Source organism: Streptomyces sp. JHA26, from assembly GCF_002005565.1.
In the GTDB taxonomy this organism is placed as follows: domain Bacteria; phylum Actinomycetota; class Actinomycetes; order Streptomycetales; family Streptomycetaceae; genus Streptomyces.
The window spans coordinates 11,840-31,647 of record NZ_BDJC01000072.1; the positions used below are offsets into that span (position 1 = coordinate 11,840).

Consider the following 19,808-nt stretch of genomic DNA (forward strand, 5'->3'; position numbering starts at 1 on the left):
AGCTTGACGCAACTTAGAGACACCCTGTCGCTAAGTTCTGTCCGTACTTCCTGCCGAAGGCTGCCCGATGCAACCGATGAACTCCCCCGCTCTGCTGCGATGTCTCCTGGGATCGAAGAAGCGCGCCGCCGTGGTGGTGGCCTTCTGGGTCCTGATCGCGGGCCTCCTCGCCGGGGTCGCCCCGGCCCTGGAATCCGTCGAGGACAACGCCTCCGCCAACCTGCCGCCCGCCGCCTCGGACTCCATGAAGGCCCGTGATCTCGTCCGCGCCCAGCTTCCGGGCCAGGACGCGACGCCGGCGATCATCGTGGTCCGCGGCAAGGGCACCGACGCCGCGAAGAGCGCCACGCAATCGGTCGCCGCCATCACCTCGGCCCTTTCCGGAACCAGCCGACCCGACCATGTCGTGAGCGTGGTCTCCACGGTGACCGCTCCCGACGCTGCGGCCGAGTTGGTCTCGCAGGACCGCGGTGCTCAGCTGGTCATCGTGCCCATGGAGGGCAGCCCCTCGGACGAGTCCTTCCAGAATGCGGTCGACGAGGTGCGTGCCCTCGCGTCCGACCGGGCCGGGCCCGCCGACGTCGCGGTGACCGGCCCCGCCGGGATCGCCACCGACACCGTGAAGGTCTTCAGCGGCGGTGACAAAGTCCTGCTGCTGGCCACCGTCGTGCTCGTCCTGATCATCCTGCTGGCGATCTACCGCTCGCCCCTGATGGCGCTCGTGCCGCTTCTTGCCGTGGGCGTGGCTATGCGCGTGGCGGAGACTCTCGGCGCGATTCTCGCGGACGCCGGAGTCATCACGGTCAGCTCCCAGACCGCCTCGATCATGACCGTGCTGCTGTTCGGGGTGGGCACGGACTACGCGCTGATCATCACCGCCCGCTACCGCGAGACCCTGCTCGACGAGCCAGACCGCGCCCGCGCGATGCAGACCGCCGTGCGCCGCACCGCCGAGTCCGTCCTCGCCAGCGCCTCGACCATCGTGCTCGCCATGTTTGCCCTGCTCGTGGCCGTCTCCCCGGCACTTCACGGCTTCGGACCGTACCTCGCTCTGGGCGTGGCCGTCATGGCGCTGGTGGCGTTCACCTTCATCCCCGCCCTGGTCCTCCTGCTGGGCAGGAGCGTCTTCTGGCCCGGGGGCGTGGACAAGGCCGCCGAACGCAGTCGCGGCGCAGGCATCTGGCACCGCATCGCCGCCCTGGTCGCACGGGCCCCCGTCAAGGTGGCCTCGGCCGTGATCGCACTCCTGGTGGTACTGAGCGCGGGACTGCTCGGCTACCAGGAGAGCTTCAACACCCTCAGCGGCTTCCGCGCCGCCACCGAGTCGGAGCACGGACAGCACCTCATTCGGGAGGAATTCGGGCCCGGCGAGATCGCCCCCAGTACCGTCGTCGTCCATTCCCAGGACAACCTGCGCTCCAGCCCCGCACCCGCCGACATCGCCACCGCGCTCACCGACGCCGATCACGTCAGCCGTGTCGCAGACCCCCGCATGGGCAAGGACGGCAAGACCGTCTTCTACGACGTCATCCTCGACCTCGACCCCTACAGCTCCAAGGCACTCGACGCGATCGGTCCCCTCAAGCAGGCCACACAATCCGCAGCCCAGGCCGCCGGCGTCCAGGACGCCACGGTGCTCATCGGCGGCGAGACCGCGCAGAACGCCGACATCCGCTCCGCCCTCGACCGCGACACGACCCTCATCGTGCTGCTGGTCCTAGCCATCGTCACCGTGGTCCTCGTCCTGCTGCTCCGCTCGCTCCTTGCCCCGCTCTACCTGGTCGCGACCCTGCTCCTGTCGTTCCTGGCCACCCTGGGCGCCACCACCTTCTTCACCGTGACCGTCCTCGGTGACGACGGCATTGGCAACCGCGTCACCGCGTACATCTTCGTCTTCCTCGTCGCGCTCGGCGTCGACTACAACATCTTCATCATGAGCCGGTTCAAGCAGGAACTGCGCACCCAGCCCCCAGCGAAGGCGATCACCGCCGCACTGACACGCACCGGCGGCGTCATCTCCTCCGCGGGCCTCATCCTCGCGGCGACCTTCGCCGTCCTGATGACCCAGCCGATCCGCGAACTGTTCCAGTTCGGCTTCGCCATGGCCTGCGGCATCCTGCTGGACACCTTCCTCATCCGCCCGCTCCTGGTCCCCGCCATCGTCCGCCTGCTCGGCGACCGCGCCCTGTGGCCCGCACGCCCAGGCACCCCGACGCCTTCCACGCCCACTCCCGAACCTCCTTCCGCCGACGCGCCGGCCGCTCAGGCTGCCGAAACCGGGTCCGGGCGTCTGCTGCGCGCGTTCACCTGGATCGCGGTCATCGAAGCGTGCACGTGGGCAGGTCTACTGGTCGGGATGTACCTCAAGTACATTCCTGAAACCACCGAACTCGGCGTACGGATCTTCGGCACCCTCCACGGCGCCGCCTTCATCGTCTACGTGTTCCTGACCGTCCTGGTCGCGATCCGGCTGAAGTGGCGGCTGGGCCGGACCACGATCTTCGCCCTGCTGGCCGCCGTACCCCCGTTCATGACTATCGCGTTCGAAATCTGGGCCCGCCGCACAGGCAGGCTCCCTCAACCGGCCGCAGCCCCGAGCCCAACTCCAGCCCTGTAACCGCCCCCCGCAGAGGGACTCGATCGGACACGCGGTGCACATCATCGCCATCGCCGTGCGGGCCCCGGCCGGGCGGGACAGCCACCGACATCACGCCAACAACCGAGAGAAGTCGTGGAGAACGGAAACTCCGCCCACCACATACTGTTCAGCGGCGGATGAGCCCGAGGTCGATGGCGGTGACAGTGGCCACAGCGGCGGTGCGCGAGTCGGTTCCGAGTTTGGCATAGATGCAGGCCAGGTGATATTTGACGGTGCCTTCGGTCAAGTGGAGGCGTGCGCCGATGGCCTGGTCGGACAGTCCGTCGGCGACCGGTGAGAGGACTTCGGTCTCACGTCGGGTCAGGTTGGTGGCGGGAGCGCGGAGCCGGTTCATCAGCCGGTCGGCGACGGTGGGCGCGAGGCCCCGGGGGTGCGGAACCCCCCATTCACTCAAAGGTGCCGCCTTTCACCCATCGACGGAAGCGGGTGTGCAATGTGGCCCAGGAGCCGTACCGCTCGGGCACGTCCTGCCAAGCCGTTCCGGTCCGAAACTCCACACGATCCCGTTGAGTACCGGCCGATCGTGCAAGCGTTGCTGCCCCGGCCTACCGAGCGGGGGCAGCAACGCCTGCACGAAGGCTCACCCGGCACCGGACAGTATCGGCTCCTCTCGGACTGGCGGCGAGCTGCGGTCGGAGCCGAGCTTCCAGACCGTGCCGGTGCGGCGCCTGCACAGACTCCTGAACGCAACCGTTTCCGTCGACGGTGTGATCGGCGCCTTCGCCATCACCAATGACAGCGCCCTGATGATCCTCGACCTGGGCGTCGACGCCCTGCACCCTGCGGTCCCTGACCGCCTACCTGATCCGTCAGGGCACCCTCGACGATTACCTGGAGCAGAGAGAACCTGACCGCACCACCGGACCAGCGCCGCATCACGCCCGTCGTCGCCTGCGACCTGGCCCGGCTTCGCCGAGTCCTGGCGGCTTCATCGGGCGCGAGAGGCAGGGCCCTGCCTCCCCAATCGGTGACGACCCTTCAGAAATAGCCTCACCCGAGCGTCAAGACCTTCGGTTTCCCTTCGCGCCAGGAGAAGGGCCGACCACGCCGACATCGCGGCACCGCTCGTGCAACGCCAGGTCAGGCGGCTTTCACGAGCGGTCCGCAAGCTCTACGTCGTGCGCTTTGGAGAACAGGTCGAGCGCAACAGGCCGCTCCTGATCCAGCCAAGAAAAATGCAGGTCAGAGCCCCTTTGCGGCAGGCTCCAAAATCGCCACGCACTCAACGTGCGACGTCATCGGAAACCCGTGCAGCCGCCAACCGACCTGCGGTGTCCGCTGCCCTTCGTCACAGTCCAAGTCAACGGCCTGACGTTCTGAACTCTGCCGATCCGCCTCTGGGATCGTGCCCCACCCATTCAGCCTGGATCCACAAAGGAGGGCAACATAGCGCCGAATGGCCGGTTAGCCAAACCGGCGACAACGCGGAGTATTGATGGACACCGTGATGACTCGCGCGTGCGACGTCTGTAGGCCCTGCCTGGGCTACTCGCCGCCAGGACGGAGGAATTCCGAATGCCCACGAAGAGCGAAGAGACTCTGAGTAGCCCTCGCTATAGCCCTGCCCACATCCGCGCCACCTGGGACGGAACGGGGAGTGTGGAGGACGCCTCACGGGCGCTTGGATTCTCACGGGCCAAGGGATACGACCTGATCCGCAGCGGGCAGTTTCCGTGCCGCGTGCTACGCATCGGCCGTAAGACGCGTGTCGTTACGGCGTCCCTGCTCCGCGTACTCGAAAGCGGGGATCCGGAGTATAGCGATGCCTGCACCGGATGCCGCACCACTCATATTCCATCTACGACGAGGCTCCGTCAGCCTTCCAGTGGGCTCTGCCACCCACCTGTGACCTCGACCGACGAGCCGCAGACTGACGAACCCTGAATCTCTGCACCTCTCAAACCCGGCACGTTCATCCTTACGCGGCCCTGCACCTTCGCGTGGCGGAGCAACGGGACTCCTGCGCGGCCGGCCGTGATCCGTTTCTGGAGCTCCTGGTCGCGCTGTACAAAGCGGCACCCAGGCGGCCCAGATTCGGATCCTCACGTCCGTGGTCAACGCCTGGCGTCGCCGTACGGGTGAATGCCCCGCCCCCTGGGACTTCCCCTGGGCGGGGCACTACCGCATCCGCCGGTTAGCGATCCGCCGCGCCGCCCCGGACGACACAGGACCGGCTGTTCTCCCAGCCCCACCCGTCACCGTCGGCATCCGAGGCGCTGCCGTTGGCGCAGTACGAGTACCCGTTGGGCGCGAGCCCGCCCGGGACAACGCACGAGCGGCTGTTCTCCCAGCCCCACCCGTCGCCGTCCGGGTCGGAGGCGCTGCCGTTCACGCAGTACGGGTAGCCGTTGGGAGCGGTGCCGCCCGTGCTGCCGTCGTCACCGCCACCGTCGTCACCGCCGCCGTAGACGGTGGCCGTCTTGGACGTGGCAGCGATGCCGTTGCTGCCGTTGAAGAAGCGGTCGCCCCAGCTGGTCAGCGAGTTCGGGTCGAAGCCGTTGACCATGTCGAGGTACTCGACCCCGCTGCCGTTGCCGCTCCAGGACCAGCCGATGTAGCCGATACCGAGGGACTGGGCCGTCGCCATGATGGCGTCCTCGTCGGGGTTGCCGTCGCTGTGCTGGTCGCCGAACTCGCCGACGACGATGGGGAGTCCGTTGCCGACGAAGGCGTTGAGGTAGTCCTGTACCTCGGCGGCGGTGTCGTAGACCCCGTACATGTGGATGGAGAAGATGGTGTTGCGGTCGGGATCGGAGGCGAAGACCGAGGCCGCGTTGGACCGCATCGTGCCGGACCAGTCCTGGCCCCAGTTGGGTGCGTCGACCATGAGGGCGTGGTCGATGCCGGCGCCGCGGAGCTTGGTGATGGCCGCCTTGGTGGCGTCGGTCCACGCGGTGTAGTTCGTGTTGCCGAAGGGTTCGTTGCCGATGTTGACGACGACGTAGTCCTCCTGGCCCTCCAGCGCGCTCTTCACGCTGATCCAGTAGTCGGCCGCCTGGTCCAGGCTGGTCGCGGCGCCGTCCTCGCCGTACCCGGTCGTGTCGTGCACCTCCAAGACGCAGATGACCTTGTTCTCCTTGCACTGCTCGATGAGCGTGGAGACTTGGGACGCGTTCGTCTTCGTCCAGCGGCCGCCACTGCCGAGCACGACGCGGACGGTGTTGGCACCCTTGGCCGCGATGTCGGCGATGGAGCTGGTCTGCTCGGGGTACCAGGTGTAGGCGTGGTTGACGCCGCGCATGACGAATGCGTTGCCGTTGCCCTCGACGACGCGTCCGCCGCTGACGTGGATACCGCCGTCCGCCGCCTCCGCCTTGCCGGTTGACGGCCCGGCGAGTGAGAGCAGCAGGCCGAGGACGGCGGCGAACGCCATCCCCGCCGTCGTGATGAGCGTGCTTCCTGGCTTTCGCATGTGTCTCCTCGGAGGTGAGTGGGACGGGGTATGGCACCGGACCGGGTGCGCTGGACGCGCGGTGCCGGCACATGTGGATGACAACGATGTCAGGCGGCGGCGGAAGGTGCCGCCCGACACAGGCCCTCACAGGCGTCGGGGGTTGCGGAGCAGGCGCCGGACTAGCGGTGTGACGGGGACGACGAGGCAGCCGGAGGGGCTGCGGACCGCCCAGCGCCACACCATGAGGCACCGGATGTTCCATCCATGTCAATAGACGGTTCAAGATTCGTTTCAGCGAGTCGAGAAGCCCTGGCGTACTAAACCGCTAAACGCGCTGCCCAGCGCCAAGAGGCGTTCAGGAGGGGGCGGTTACCAGCAAGAACGCACTCTGCGCGATTGATTGACAGTCGAAGTAGACGCCCCTACGTTCCTCCCCGGTTAACCGGTACATGCAAGTCACCTCCGAACGAGAGAGCCGCTATGCATGCTCACCCCCTCCCCTCATCCAGACGGTATGTGACGCCTCTGGTGCTCCTGCTCGTGGCCGCGTTGGCGGGCGCGTGTCTGTCGCTCATGCGCCCGCCCCCGGCCTCGGCCGCAGCCGAGGACTCCTTCGTGACGCGTTGCGGGATCCGCTTCTGCCTCGACGGCGAGGAGTACTACTTCGCCGGCGCCAACGCCTACGACCTGTTCACCTTCGGGTCGGGTTCCGGCGACACCGAGTCGCAGTACATGGACAAGGAACGCATCGACGCCCACATGGCACGCATGCGTGACGACGGTGTCGACGTCGTGAGGCTGTGGATGTTCAGCCACGAGAGCTGGCACGGCTTCGAGAAGTCCGAAGGCGTCTACGACGAGCAGCAGTTCGCGCTCTTCGACTACGTCATCGAGTCCGCCAGGACGCACGGGCTGCGCCTCATGCCGGTCTTCGAGAACTACTGGGAGGCATACGGCGGCATCGACACGCGCCTGGGCTGGGAGGGACTGTCCGGTGGGCAGCCCGCCCGTGCCGCGTTCTTCGACAAGGACCGCTGCCCCGGGTGCTTCACGTCCTACAAGAACTACGTGAGCCACGCCCTCAACCGGACGAACCACTACAGCGGCGTCAAGTACAAGGACGACCCGACCATCTTCGCCTGGGACCTGATGAACGAGCCGCGCTACGAGGGCCAGAGCGACGAGGAGAACGTCGAGGGGACCACGCTGCGCGCCTGGGTCGACGAGATGGGGGCCTTCGTCAAGGAGATCGACCCCAACCACCTGCTCGGCGCCGGCATCGAGGGACACGGCACGCAGTACGGCTTCGGCGGCGACGAGGGCAACCCCTTCGTCCACCTCCAGCAGTCGCCCTACCTGGACTTCACCTCGGCGCATCCCTACCCGACCGAGTACTGGGCCGACCTGACCCTGGACGAGACGAAGGAGCTGGTCCGGGCCTGGATTACCGACTCGCACGAGAAGGTTGGCAAGCCCTTCTTCATGGGCGAGTTCAACGTCCACAACGTCGACCGGGCGGCCTGGTGGAGCGAGATCTACGCCGACTTCGAGGCGGCCGGCGGTGACGGCAGCGCCTTCTGGTGGTACCAGGACCGCGAGATCGACGGGAAGTTCGGCGTCACCCAGGGCGATCCGGAACTCGACGTGTTCCGTGCCCATTCCGCCCGCATGGCCGCCAAGAGCGGTCGCACCTCCCCGACCGGCACCCCGACCTCCTCGCCCTCCACCGGAGAGCCGACGACGACCCCCGAGCCGACCACCACGCCGGACCCGCCCGGCACACCCACCGCGTCACCCACGGCCGGCACACCATGCCGGATCGACTACCGGCTGTCGGACTGGGGAACCACCTTCAACGCGGACGTCACGATCCACAACACCGGCAGCACGGCGGTCGACCGGTGGGAGCTGTCGTTCACCTTCCCCGGTGGCCAGTCCGTCACGCAGATCTGGAACGCCACCCGCGTCCAGGACGGTCGCAGCGTGACCGTGACCCACCCCTCGGGCTACAACACGTCCATCGCACCCGGAGCGACTGTGAACTTCGGGTTCAGCGGCGCCTCGCAAGCCGGCACGAACGGCGTTCCCGGCTCCTTCACGCTGAATGGAACAGCCTGCTCGTCAGTGTGACGGAAAGCTGACCGCATCAACTATACCGGTTCAATAACGGGGCCCGGACACCTCACGGAATCTGTTCAGACACGGTTAACGTACGACCGTGGATCTACTTCAACCGATCATCAAGCCATACGCATGGGGTTCACGCGACGCACTGGCCCGGCTGCAGGGGAGGGACACCCCGTCGGCCGGGCCGGAGGCGGAGTTGTGGATGGGCGCGCATCCGTCCGGTCCCGCGGGGCTGACCCGCGACGGACGGGCCACGACGCTCCTGGACGCCGTGGCCGGCGATCCGGACGGGGAGCTGGGGGGCGCCTGCGCCCAGACGTTCGGAGGCAGGCTGCCGTTCCTGCTGAAGGTGCTGGCCGCCGAGCAGCCGCTGTCCATCCAGGTGCATCCGGACCGGGACCAGGCCCGCTCGGCCTTCGCCGCCCAGCAGGCCCGCGGCGGTCACGGCCCCTACGCGGACGACTGGCCCAAGCCCGAACTGCTCTACGCGCTCAGCCGCTTCGAGGTCCTGGCCGGATTCCGCGACCGCGAGGAGGCCGCGCACCTCCTGGAGAGCCTCGAGGTCGACGGCCTTCGCCCGGTGATCGGGCTGCTGCGAGCCGGCACCGGTGAGCAAGCCCTCTCCGAGGCCCTGCGCGCCCTGCTCGAACGCGCGCCGAACGATCGCGCGCCGCTGACTTCCGCCGTCGTGGCGTCGAGCCGCCGCCTGGCGCGGTCCGCGCACCCTCATGCGGCCGCGTACGCGGTGGTGGAACGCATGTCAGGACATCATCCCGAAGACCTCGGCCTGGTGGCTTCCCTGTTGCTGGACCACCGGGTTCTGGAGCCGGGCACCGCCCTGTTCATGCCGGCGGGCGGGCTGCACGCCTACGTGCACGGGGTCGGCCTGGAGCTGCTCGCCAACTCGGACAACGTGCTCCGCGCGGGACTGACGACCAAGGAGGTGAACGTGCCGGAGCTGCTACGGATCACCGACCCGGCGGTGCGCGTGCCGGTGGTCGTGCCGAGGAGCGTCCCGGGGCCGGGTTCAACCTGGCTGTACGACTGCCCGGTGGCGGAGTTCGCGCTCTACAGGACCGAGCTCGACGGCTCCGGCGGGCCCCTCGTACCCGCGTCCGGCCCTCGCATCGCCTTCTGTGCGGGCGGATCGGCCCGACTGAGCACGAGGACCGGGAACTCCGAGCCGCTGCGCCTCGGCCCCGGCGCCTCCTGCTTTCTTCCCGCCTCGGACCAGGAAGTCCTGGTCGAGGGCGAAGGAACGCTGTTCGTGGCCACCGTGGGCCTGCTCCCGCCAGAGCACAGCGCGATCGCCCAGAATTCGTTTGCTTCTCTGCAATGACAACGTTGTCGCATCACCGGTTTCCTCGTCGCGTCCACATCCTGCTTCGAGGTTTCCCGGGGGATCGACTGGAGAAAGGACCACATCGGTGTACGCCGCCCTGGACATCGGAGGGACCAAAATCGCGGGAGCGCTGGTGGACGAAGGGGGGTCCGTCGTCCACCGAGCCGAACTCCCCACACCCGCGAGGGAGTCCGCCCAACGCATGGCACGGACGATCGACGCCGTGATCGACACCCTGTCGGCCGCCCCCGCCTGGGGCACCGTGCGTGGTGTGGGCATCGCCAGCGCAGGCCCCGTCGACACAGCGGCCGGAACGGTCAGCCCCGTGAACATTCCCGCCTGGCGGGACTTCCCCCTCGTCGAGAGTGTGCGCGCCCATCCGCTGCTCTTCACCGGCCTCGAACCGGTCCTGCTCGGGGATGCCGTGGCCATGGCCGCCGCCGAACACTGGCTGGGGGCTGCTCGGGGCGTGGACAGCGCCCTGTGCATGGTCGTCTCGACGGGCGTCGGGGGCGGGTACGTCCTGGGCGGCCGACTGCATCCCGGCCCTTCGGGCAACGCTGGGCACATAGGTCACATCTCCGTCGGCATCGACGGACCGCCCTGCGCCTGCGGGGCGCGGGGATGTGTCGAGGGGTATGCCAGTGGGACCGCCATCACCCGTTACGCCGTGCAGACGGGCTGGTCGCCGGGGCCGGGTTCGCAGCCCTCGGCCGCCGCGGTCGCCGCGTCCGCACGCGAGGGCGACGAGCTTGCCCTGGCTGCCTACGACCGTTCGGCCCGGGCGCTGGCCGCCGCGATCGCGGGCAGCGCGGCGTTGCTGGAGATCGAGGTCGCGGTCATCGGGGGCGGTGTCGCACAGGCGGGCGAGACGCTGTTCACGCCCCTGCGCCGCCATCTGCGCGCATTCGCGGTCCTCGACTTCGTACGTGACCTCAAGGTGCGTCCCGCCGCTCTGGCACGGGACGCCGGCCTCATCGGCGCGGCCGCTGCCGCCCGGCAACAGTTCACCGAACGGAGCGGGGCGACATCGCCCGTCGTCCACGAAACCAGCGCTTAACCGGTTTCGTGACGCTGTTGGAGCAGTGCGGCTCACGGGGCAGCTCTTCGCTCTCATTTGCAGTACCCATTTGCAGTGCCCTTGGGTGGAACTTCCGGTGGACTTGCCGCGGTCCGGGTGGCATTTCCACAGCGAAGCTCTCGGTGACACGCGAAGGGGCGCGGCATGACGCCGCGCCCCTGGACCGTCCCTGCCCGCCCCTCTACGACGGGGGCGGCGCGGTCGACGCCCGCGGTACCAGCGAGGGCGTCGCGACAGGCCCGGAGGTCACGTCGTGGCCCGCCAGTACCTCGAACAGCACTCGCGCGACCTGCGCACCGAACCCGTGCACGTCGTGACTCATCGCCGAGAGCGTCGGATGGGTGAGCCGGCACAGCTGGGAGTCGTCCCACGCCAGCAGTGACAGGTCGTCCGGCACGGAGACGCCCATCTCGGCGGCGACACCGAGTCCGGCGACCGCCATGATGTCGTTGTCGTAGAGGATCGCCGTGGGGCGCTCGGCGGACAGCAGCAGGGAGCGGGTGGCCCGCGCGCCGTCCTCGCCTGAGAAGGCCGTCTCGACGTGCGGACCGCCGTCGAGGCCGAGTTCGCTCATGGTCCGTTCGAACGCGGTCGTCCGGATGGCGCTGTGCCCGAGCCCCCGGGGACCGCCCACGTGCGCGATGCGCCGGTGCCCCAGCACCGCCAGGTAGCGCACCGCCTCGGCGACGGCCGCGTCGTCGTCGGTCCACACCGACGGGAATCCGCCCGTGAGGGACGGGTGACCGACCGCCACAGCAGGGAGGCCGATGCGCCGCAGCGGGGCGATCCGTGGATCCTCGTGGTGGAAGTCGACCAGGATCGAGCCTCCTATCTGCCGCTCCCGCCACCAGCGTTCCTGCAGCCCGATCTCCTCGTCCAGCGAGCCGACCAGGCGCAGCAGCAGTGAGCAGTCCCGCTCGGCCAGCACGCTCTCGATGCCGGAGACGAACTCCATGTAGAACGGCTCCAGGCCGAGCAGCCTGGCGGGCCGGCAGATCGCCAGGCCGACGGTGTCGACGGACTGGCGCGACAGACTGCGGGCCGAGGAGTTCGGGGCCCAGCCCAGTTGCCGGGCCGCCGCGAAGATCCGTTCCCGGGTGGCGTCGGACACCCCCGGCTTGTCGTTGAACGCCAGGGACACGGCGCCCTTGGACACGCCGGCGGCCGCGGCGACGTCCTTGATGGTGACGCGTACGGACGGTGCGCTCACGCCGGTTCCACGCAGAACAGCGCCGCGCGGACGGCATTGGCCCCGGTGTCGGTAGCGCCCGTGACCCGCAGGCGGAGTTGTTCGCCGGGGAGCAGGGTGCGCAGTCCGGTGTCGCAGACCGCGGCCGGTCCGAGCCGGTCGGCCTGCAGGAGGAGGTCGCGTACGAGGGTGTGTGCGGTTACCACGACCTCGACATTACCCGTCCCGGCACCCATCGGGGACTCCACGGCCACGTCGTAGTGCGGGACCGGGTAGGCGAACTCGCGGTCCGTCACGGGCAGGTGCACGCTGCGCAGGTCCTCGCTGTCCGCGACGAGGAACTCCTTGGCGGACCCCTGGGCGGGGGCCAGGTCCTGCGGCACGGTCCGGCGGTGCACCGCGCGGGCGGCGACGGTCACGTCGAGCACGTGCTCGGCCATCTCGGTGCCGTCCGCCCGCAGGCGTCGCAGTGTGATGCGTGCCTGCCAGGGCTCGGCGGACTGGTTGACGGCGGCGAGTACGGGGAGGCCGTCGTCGCTGTCGCCCGGCTGGAGCGTGAGGAGGCGGTCCGCGTAGACCCGGCGCAGCTCGTGGTAGAGCGGCTTAAGCCGGCCGTCGCCGTCGATGGCCGCCCAGGAGCTGACCGGCCAGCAGTCGTTGATCTGCCAGACGATCGTCCCCGCGCACACGGGCCAGTGCGAGCGCCAGTGCTCGATCCCGGTGGCGATCGCGCGTGCCTGCACGACCTGGGTGAGGTAGTGCCAGCGGTCGAAGTCGCCCTTGGGCAGCACGAAGTGGCGCTCCACGCCCCGGTTCAGCTTGCCGTTGCCATCCTCAGCCTTCTGGTGGTGCAGCATGCCGGGCGAGTCGGGCGCGAGCCGTTCGCCGGGCAGCGCGCGCCGCAGGGTCGCCATCGCGGGCGGCGCCTGCCAGCCGAACTCGGAGACGAAGCGGGGCACCGAGTCGCGGTACTCGGCGTAGTCCCGGCGGTTCCAGACCTCCCAGGAGTGATACGTGCCGTGGGCCGGGTCGTTGGGGTGGTGGTCCCAGGAGCCCGACCAGGGGCTGCCCGCCGTGTAGGGGCGGGTGGGGTCGAGTTCGGCGACGATCCGCGGTAGCAGGTCCAGGTAGTAGCCACCGCCCCAGGAGTCGCCGCGCAGCTCGGGCTCCCAGTCCCAGTCGCGGAAGCCCCAGAGGTTCTCGTTATTGCCGTTCCACAGCACGAGCGAGGGGTGCGGCATCAGCCGGACAACGTTGTCGCGGGCCTCGGCCTCGACCTCGCCGCGCAGCGGCTGCTCCTCGGGGTAGGCGGCGCAGGCGAAGAGGAAGTCCTGCCAGACCATGAGGCCCAGCTCGTCGCAGGCGTCGTAGAAGGCGTCGTCCTCGTAGATGCCGCCGCCCCAGATCCGTACCAGGTCGACGCCCGCGTCGGCCGTCTGGCGCAGCCGGGTGCGGTAGCGGTCCGAGGTGATCCGGGAGGGGAAGACGTCGTCGGGTATCCAGTTGACCCCGCGCGCGAAGATCCGTTCGCCGTTGACGACGAGGGTGAAGCCGGTGCCGTGCTCGTCCGCCGAGCGGTCCAGTTCCACGGTCCGGAAGCCGATGCGCCGGTGCCAGGAGTCGAGGGTCCGCTCTTCGGCGCCCGGACCTGCGGCTTCCTCGGTGAGCTCGAGTTCCAGGTCGTACAGGGGCTGGTCACCGTATCCGCGAGGCCACCAAAGGGCGGCGTCGGGCACCTCCATCATCAGTACGGCGTGTGTCCCCTCCACCACGCCGCGCGCCTCGGCCAGGCCGTCCCCGACGGTGGCACGTACGATGAGCGGGCGGGCCGTCCCCTGCGCGGTCCGCTCGATCTCGACGCGTATCTCGACGCGGCCCGTGCCGCCCTCGACCGTCACCAGCGGGCGTACGTCGGCCAGCCGGGCCGTCGACCAGCGTTCCAGCCGGACCGGGCGCCAGATGCCCGCGGTCACCAGGGTCGGGCCCCAGTCCCAGCCGAAGCTGCTGGCCATCTTGCGGATGTACTGGAACGGCTCCGGGTAGACGTTCGGTCGCTCCCCCGTCAGCGCCCGCACCGAGGCCGCCTCGTCGTAGGCGGAGGCGAAGTCCACCTCCAGGCGCCCGTGGCGGCCGGTGACGTCGAAGCGGTAACGCCGGTGCATGTTCCGGGTGCGGCCCAGCTCCCGTCCGTCCAGCGTGATGGTCGCGGCGGTGTCGAGTCCGTCGAAGACCAGGTCGGTCCGCTCGTGCCCCTCCCCTGCGGTGTCGGAGCCCGGCAGGTCGCGGACGTAGGTCCAGGCCCGCTGTCCGACCCAGGCGACGGCGGGTTCGTTGACGCCGAGGAAGGGGTCCGGGATCAGGCCGGCGGCGAGCAGGTCGGTGTGGACGCAGCCGGGGACCTGGGCGGGCAGCGGGTTGTCGCTGTGGCTCAGGCTCCAGCCCTCGGCGAGCGGGAGGACTTCCTTCATGTACGGCTCCTTCGGCGGGACGGGCCCGGTGTCGTATGAACGCGGCTCAACCTAACCCCACAGAAGTGAACCGGTCTAGCCCTCTTTCCTTGACAGGAAGCCATTCGGAAGCGCAGTTGGCACATAAATGGCCCGACTCAGCCTCTCACCTCAGGTAACGATTGAGTATCGCGAAGGTTTGGGAAGCTTTACCGGTTCACGAGTGGCTGACATAGTCGCCGTCAACCACCACCGGAGCCCGAGCCGTAATCCTTGGAAAGGAGCTGGGCACATGGGGAAGAGGACGCTGAGCGTCGCACTGCTTGCCACCGCGATGCTGACCGTTGCGGGGTGCAGCGGAGGGGGCAGCGCGGACGCCGGCGAGACCGCCGCCGCGCCGGTGAACCCGGACGGCGTCTCGGGGGACATCACCGTGCTCACCAATCGCACCGACCTCGTCGAGGACGGGACGATGAAGAAGTACGCCGCCGAGTTCAACAAGACCTACCCCGACGTGAAGGTCGAGTTCGAGGGCCTCACCGACTACGAGGGGGAGGTGAAGATCCGCATGAACACGGAGGACTACGGCGACGTCCTGCTGATCCCGTCGGCGGTCGCCAAGGGCGACTACCCCAAGTTCTTCGCGCCGCTCGGTGAGACCTCCTCGATGAAGCCCACCTACCGCTTCACCGACAAGACCGACGTCGGCGGCAAGACCTACGGCATCGCCACCTTCGGCACCGCCAACGGTCTGGTCTACAACAAGGCGCTGTTCAAGAAGGCCGGGATCACCGACTGGCCGACGACGCCCGAGCAGTTCCTCGACGACCTCAAAGCCGTCAAGGACAAGACCGGCGCGACCCCGTACTACACCAACTTCAAGGACGGCTGGCCGCTGGAGAGCCCCTGGACCAACAGTGTCGGCTCCGTCAGCTGCGACACCCAGGGCCACGACAAGCTCGCCGACATGGACAAGCCGTGGGCCGAGGGCAACGACCTCAACGCCCTCGACACCCTGCTCTACGACATCGTCCACGAGAAGCTGTCGGAGAAGGACCCGGCCACCACCAACTGGGAGAGCTCCAAGACCCTCCTGGCCAAGGGCAAGGTGGGCAGCATGGTGCTCGGCTCCTGGGCCATCAACCAGATGCGGGACGCGGCCGAGAAGGCCGGCCAGAACCCTGGCGACATCGGCTTCATGCCCCTCCCGTACCAGAAGGACGGCAAGTTCTGCTCCACCCTGGTCTCCGACTACCAGCAGGCCGTCAACATCCACTCCGACCACAAGGAAGCCGCGCGGGCGTGGATCGACTGGTTCACCGAGAAGTCCGGGTACGCGGCCAAGGAGGGCGCTGTCTCGGCCCTGAAGGCCGAGGGGATGCCGGAGACCCTCAAGGACTATGTTGACAACGATGTCAAGACGATCGAGCGTTCCGCGGCACGGACGGCCGAGGTCGACGCCATCGACAACGCCTCCGAAATCGGACTCAACAAGCCCGACTACCGCAAGAAGCTCATCGACATCGCCCGCGGCGCCACGGACGGGAGCCTCGACGGCTACTTCGAGGACCTGAACAAGCGCTGGTCCGAGGCCAGGCAGACCGTCGCCCCCTGACCCCGGCACCCGTCTGAACCCCGCACCCGCCGGGTCCCCTCCCCGCATCCCCGGAGAACGGGACCCGGCGCACGGTGCCTCAGCGGACGACGAAAGGCCCTGGCTCCGCAATGACCCGAACCGCTTCCACCGCTTCACCGCCCGCCCCGGCCGCCGGGACGGGCCCGACCGGCAAGCAACCCACCCGGCATCGCGTGCGGGCCGGCGCCTCGTGGCGCGACCGGCCGATGCGCAAGCTCACGCCGTGGCTGTTCCTGCTTGCCCCCCTCGCTCTGCTGATCACGTTCACCTACGTGCCGGTGGGCAACATGATCTACTACAGCTTCACCGACTGGGACGGCATCAGCCCCACCCGCAACTACGTCGGCACGGAGAACTACACCGAGATCTTCACCCGGCCCGAGCTGTTCCGGGTGTTCGCGGTGAGCTTCTACTACCTCGCGGCATCCGTCGTACAGATCGTCATCGCCCTGTACTTCGCGGCCGTCCTCAGCTTCGATCTGCGCTTCAGGAACCTGTTCAAGGGCATCCTGTTCTTCCCGTACCTGATCAACGGTGTCGCGATCGGCTTCGTCTTCCTGTACTTCTTCCAGGACGGCGGCACCCTCGACTCGGTCCTGTCCTGGTTCGGCGTCGGCACCGACCACGCCTGGCTGGGCACTCCGGAGTCGGCCAACACCTCCATGGCCGGAGTGTCCGTGTGGCGCTTCACCGGCCTGAACTTCGTCCTGTTCCTCGGCGCGATCCAGTCCATCCCCGGCGAACTCTACGAGGCCGCCCAACTGGACGGCGCCGGCCGCTGGAAGCAGTTCCGGCACATCATCGCGCCGAGCATCCGGCCGGTGCTGAGCCTGAGCGTCATCCTGGCGATCTCCGGCTCCCTCTCCGTCTTCGAGATCCCGTACATCATGACCGGCGGCGCGACGGAGACCTCGACGTTCGTCATCCAGACGGTGAAGTTCGCCTTCCAGTTCAACAAGACCGGCCTGGCCTCGGCCTGCGCGGTGGTACTGCTGGCGATCATCCTGGTGATCACCTGGATCCAGCGCCGCCTCGTACCCGACGAGAAGGTGGACCTCGTATGACCCTCGCCGCCCCGACCCGCCGCGCGCAGGAGCAGACGCGCCGTCGTCCGCGCGTCAGCACCGCCCTGACGTACCTGTCGCTGGTCGTCGCCTCACTCGTGGTGCTGCTGCCGCTCGCCGTGGTCTTCCTGACCTCGCTGAAGTCCTACGGGGAGATCTCCGACGGCCAGGGCGCGCTGGCACTGCCGGACGACTGGCTCAACTTCTCCAACTACGCCACGGCCTTCAACGACGGCCACATGCTGCAGGCTTTCGGCAACACGGCCTTCATCCTGCTGTTCTCCATCACCGGCACGGTGATCATCGGCTCGATGACCGCGTACGCGATCGACCGCTTCGACTTCCGTCTCAAGAAGCTCGTCATGGCGCTGTTCCTTATCGCCACGCTGGTGCCGGCCGTGACGACGCAGGTGGCGACCTTCCAGGTGGTCAACAGCTTCGGGCTGTTCAACACCCGCTGGGCCCCGATCATGCTGTACATGGGCACGGACATCGTGGCCATCTACATCTTCCTGCAGTTCATCCGCGGCATTCCGCGGTCGCTCGACGAGGCCGCGCGGCTCGACGGCGCCAACTCCTTCACCATCTACCGGAAGATCATCTTTCCGCTGCTGAAGCCGGCCATCGCGACCGTGGTCATCATCAAGGGCATCACCACGTACAACGACTTCTACATCCCCTTCCTCTACATGCCCGACGAGGATCTCGGGACCATGTCGACCGCCCTGTTCCGGTTCAAGGGTCCCTTCGGGGCGCACTGGGAGAACATCTCCGCGGGAGCCGTTCTCGTCATCGTGCCGACGCTGGTGGTCTTCCTGTTCCTCCAGCGCTACATCTACAACGGCTTTGCTCAAGGGGCCACAAAATAGCGAACCCCCCGCCGCGTCGTATCTGCCGGACGAGGCATTCGGGCGTACTGAAGGCGACGTCGGAGCCGCCCCGCGCCGCAAGGCGACCAGAAACCTTCGAACAGGCGCAGCCGGCTCCCGTAGGGGACGGCCGTGGCATGAAGTCGTCGGCTGTACAGACCAGCCGTCTCAACGGGACCTGGTCCGCGACCGTTTCCCCTGACCGGTCGCAGACCAGGCACTCGCGCGTGGCACGGTTCTCGTCCGAGGGGAACCGATCCGGCCAAGATTTGGCGGAACCTCGGACAGGCAGCGGTTGGACGGCGGGCGGAGTCGGTCGGGATCGGTTGGAAATGGCCGTTGATTCACAGACGCCCCTATAACGCAGGGGTGCGAAAAGCCGGTCTGACCAGGTTGAAGACCTCGCGGGCTGCGTATCGCTTGAGGCATCGGATGATTTCACGTCGGGTCTTGCCCTCCTGAGTGCGGCGTTCGTAGTACTCCTGGGTGCGTGGGTCGTGACGCAGGCGGGTGAAGACGATGCGGTGCAGGGCGGCGTTGGCCTGCCGGTCGCCGCCGTGGTTGAGCCGGCGCGTGCTCCGCCGGCCGGAGGAGCACTCGATGGGGCTGACTCCGCAAAGGGCAGCCAAGGACGCTTCGGTGTTGAGCCGCTCAGGGTTGTCCCCCATGGTGATCAGCAGGGTGACGGCGCTGTCCGGACCGATACCCACCGGTACGAGCAGTTGCGGCGCGTGGCGTTCGACGAGCCAGGTCAGTCGCTGGTTCAGCTCATTGATCTGTCCGGTGAGCTGCTCGATGCGTTCGGCGAGCATGCGTAATGTCATGTGGGTGGCCTGGGCCACCGCGTCCTCGTCTGCCCCACCACCATCGTGCGGGCCGAGGCGCGCACAGGTGCGGAACAGCTCGGCGTTGCCGAGGCTCGACATGCGTTCCCGCAGGGCGGGGTCGGCGATGATCAGGACGGCTTTGAGCTGGTTGATTGCCTGGGTGCGGGCCTTGACCGCGGAGTCCTTGGCGAGTTTGTAGATCCGAGCGCTGTGCACCGGACCGTCGCCGGATTTCGCCCGGGATCGGGCTCGACCGCTGAGCACGGCTCGCGCTGCGGCCTGGGCATCGAGCGGGTCCGACTTGCCGAGCAGCCGGCGGGCAGAGCGGTCGGGCCGGTTCACTTCGAACACCTGAATCTGCTGAGCGAGCAGATAATGGGACAGGCCCGCACCGAAGGTGCCCGTGCCCTCCACGCCGGCCCGGCGCACCGTCCCCCGCTTGCGGGCCCAGACACGCAGTTGTCGGTAACCGGCCGCCGTCGCGGGAAGGGACTCGGTTCCCAGGACCTTCCCGAGCGGGGAGATCACGGCGGCGACATGCACCTCGCCGTGCGTGTCCACGCCCAGGACGACCCCGCGCCAAACGGACGCCGCGACGCACCTCGATCATGAAGAACCTGTCCCATCCGAGCCTGACCGGCATGTCGCACTCAGACCGAACGGGCCGCCTACCAGCGCCGAGGCGCCGACCGCCAGCCGGGCAGCCGCGGCGGCGTCTTCCCCAAGAAGATCGGCGACGAAGAGCCCGTCGTCCTCACTATCCTGCATCTGCGCAAGTTGTGATCTATGGACGTCCTCGCCGAGGCGTTGGACGACGTCAGCAATTCTCGATCGGCAACACGGTCCGCGAGATCCGCCCCCCGCTCGCCGAAGCCGAACTCCTCCCGTCTCCGGCCAGTACCCGCTACCGATCCGCCGCTGATCTCCTCACCGCAGCACAAAGCGAAGGCGCCACCCCGACAGGTTGAATCCTTACGGCTTCAGTGGGTGCGGCAGCGCTGTCAGGAGGCGCCGGACAGGACCGCGTCGATCGCGTCCACCAGGCCGGCATGGGCGTTGGAGGCGACGAGTTGGACGCCGGACAGGCTCCGGGTGATCGTGCTGCCGCGGCCCGGATGTGGTGGGCATGATGAGACGGCCGGTTCGGCTACTGCGCCCTCCTCCGCGGCCAGG

The 19,808-nt window shown here is 68.2% G+C and carries 13 protein-coding genes and 2 pseudogenes; 9 read left to right on the top strand and 6 right to left on the bottom strand.

The window, feature by feature from the left end; genetic code table 11:
* The first annotated feature begins 76 nt into the window (after window positions 1-76).
* Window positions 77-2,617, top strand: a complete 2,541-nt coding sequence (locus JHAT_RS29910; protein ID WP_077801410.1) for an MMPL family transporter — start codon at window positions 77-79, stop codon at window positions 2,615-2,617.
* 148 nt (window positions 2,618-2,765) lie between these two features.
* Here JHAT_RS29910 and JHAT_RS29920 read toward each other — a convergent pair.
* Window positions 2,766-3,020 (bottom strand): annotated as a pseudogene (locus tag JHAT_RS29920) (response regulator transcription factor); the annotation flags it as partial.
* A 25-nt stretch (window positions 3,021-3,045) separates the two neighbouring features.
* On the bottom strand, window positions 3,046-3,156 hold the full coding sequence (locus tag JHAT_RS35585) for a transposase (protein WP_107482061.1): 111 nt from the start codon (window positions 3,154-3,156) through the stop codon (window positions 3,046-3,048).
* A 180-nt stretch (window positions 3,157-3,336) separates the two neighbouring features.
* Between JHAT_RS35585 and JHAT_RS35590 the strand changes: the two are divergent.
* Window positions 3,337-3,493: pseudogene (locus JHAT_RS35590) on the top strand (DUF475 domain-containing protein); the annotation flags it as partial.
* A gap of 681 nt (window positions 3,494-4,174) precedes the next feature.
* Window positions 4,175-4,543 carry a helix-turn-helix domain-containing protein gene (locus JHAT_RS29930; protein WP_077801411.1) on the top strand — a complete coding sequence of 123 codons (369 nt, stop codon included), beginning with the start codon at window positions 4,175-4,177 and terminating at the stop codon, window positions 4,541-4,543.
* A 250-nt stretch (window positions 4,544-4,793) separates the two neighbouring features.
* On the opposite strand, the gene JHAT_RS29935 is transcribed toward JHAT_RS29930, so the two are convergent.
* Window positions 4,794-6,071, bottom strand: a complete 1,278-nt coding sequence (locus JHAT_RS29935; protein WP_077801412.1) for a cellulase family glycosylhydrolase — start codon at window positions 6,069-6,071, stop codon at window positions 4,794-4,796.
* A gap of 498 nt (window positions 6,072-6,569) precedes the next feature.
* Between JHAT_RS29935 and JHAT_RS29940 the strand changes: the two genes are divergently transcribed.
* The 3 genes from JHAT_RS29940 (at window position 6,570) to JHAT_RS29950 (ending at window position 10,582) form a co-directional block, all read left to right on the top strand.
* Window positions 6,570-8,183 (top strand): cellulose binding domain-containing protein, encoded by a 1,614-nt coding sequence (locus JHAT_RS29940; protein WP_143660539.1) that lies wholly within the window; start codon window positions 6,570-6,572, stop codon window positions 8,181-8,183.
* An 88-nt stretch (window positions 8,184-8,271) separates the two neighbouring features.
* Complete coding sequence (manA, locus tag JHAT_RS29945) at window positions 8,272-9,519, top strand: mannose-6-phosphate isomerase, class I (RefSeq protein ID WP_063788304.1); 1,248 nt, start codon at window positions 8,272-8,274, stop codon at window positions 9,517-9,519.
* Between the two features lie 88 nt (window positions 9,520-9,607).
* Complete coding sequence (locus tag JHAT_RS29950) at window positions 9,608-10,582, top strand: ROK family protein (protein ID WP_077801414.1); 975 nt, start codon at window positions 9,608-9,610, stop codon at window positions 10,580-10,582.
* Between the two features lie 202 nt (window positions 10,583-10,784).
* On the opposite strand, the gene JHAT_RS29955 is transcribed toward JHAT_RS29950, so the two are convergent.
* Together JHAT_RS29955 and JHAT_RS29960 are read right to left on the bottom strand one after the other, a co-directional pair.
* A complete protein-coding gene (locus JHAT_RS29955) occupies window positions 10,785-11,813 on the bottom strand; it encodes a LacI family DNA-binding transcriptional regulator (RefSeq protein WP_055469152.1) in 1,029 nt (342 codons plus the stop codon).
* Window positions 11,810-14,260, bottom strand: coding sequence for a glycoside hydrolase family 2 protein (locus tag JHAT_RS29960; protein ID WP_077801415.1), 2,451 nt, complete (start codon window positions 14,258-14,260; stop codon window positions 11,810-11,812). Before JHAT_RS29960 ends, JHAT_RS29955 begins: the two co-directional genes overlap by 4 nt.
* Before the next feature lie 271 nt (window positions 14,261-14,531).
* Between JHAT_RS29960 and JHAT_RS29965 the strand changes: the two genes are divergently transcribed.
* The 3 genes from JHAT_RS29965 to JHAT_RS29975 all read left to right on the top strand — a co-directional run bounded on the left by JHAT_RS29965 (window position 14,532) and on the right by JHAT_RS29975 (window position 17,808).
* A complete protein-coding gene (locus JHAT_RS29965; RefSeq protein WP_055469150.1) occupies window positions 14,532-15,854 on the top strand; it encodes an ABC transporter substrate-binding protein in 1,323 nt (440 codons plus the stop codon).
* Between the two features lie 110 nt (window positions 15,855-15,964).
* Window positions 15,965-16,939: a carbohydrate ABC transporter permease gene (locus tag JHAT_RS29970; protein WP_077801416.1), complete on the top strand. Its 975-nt coding sequence runs from the start codon at window positions 15,965-15,967 to the stop codon at window positions 16,937-16,939.
* Window positions 16,936-17,808: a carbohydrate ABC transporter permease gene (locus JHAT_RS29975; RefSeq protein ID WP_077801417.1), complete on the top strand. Its 873-nt coding sequence runs from the start codon at window positions 16,936-16,938 to the stop codon at window positions 17,806-17,808. Before JHAT_RS29970 ends, JHAT_RS29975 begins: the two co-directional genes overlap by 4 nt.
* Window positions 17,809-18,164: 356 nt before the next feature.
* Here JHAT_RS29975 and JHAT_RS29980 read toward each other — a convergent pair whose 3' ends face one another.
* On the bottom strand, window positions 18,165-19,196 hold the full coding sequence (locus JHAT_RS29980) for an IS110 family transposase (RefSeq protein ID WP_077801418.1): 1,032 nt from the start codon (window positions 19,194-19,196) through the stop codon (window positions 18,165-18,167).
* Window positions 19,197-19,808 lie beyond the last annotated feature (612 nt).

Excerpts from the sequence above, each read along its gene's own strand:
- JHAT_RS29935 (WP_077801412.1), bottom strand. The coding sequence starts at position 6,071 with ATGCGAAAGCCAGGAAGCACGCTCATCACGACGGCGGGGATGGCGTTC.
- JHAT_RS29975 (WP_077801417.1), top strand. The coding sequence starts at position 16,936 with ATGACCCTCGCCGCCCCGACCCGCCGCGCGCAGGAGCAGACGCGCCGT.
- JHAT_RS29960 (WP_077801415.1), bottom strand. The coding sequence starts at position 14,260 with ATGAAGGAAGTCCTCCCGCTCGCCGAGGGCTGGAGCCTGAGCCACAGC.
- JHAT_RS29965 (WP_055469150.1), top strand. The coding sequence starts at position 14,532 with ATGGGGAAGAGGACGCTGAGCGTCGCACTGCTTGCCACCGCGATGCTG.
- JHAT_RS29930 (WP_077801411.1), top strand. The coding sequence starts at position 4,175 with ATGCCCACGAAGAGCGAAGAGACTCTGAGTAGCCCTCGCTATAGCCCT.
- JHAT_RS29910 (WP_077801410.1), top strand. The coding sequence starts at position 77 with ATGAACTCCCCCGCTCTGCTGCGATGTCTCCTGGGATCGAAGAAGCGC.
- JHAT_RS29970 (WP_077801416.1), top strand. The coding sequence starts at position 15,965 with ATGACCCGAACCGCTTCCACCGCTTCACCGCCCGCCCCGGCCGCCGGG.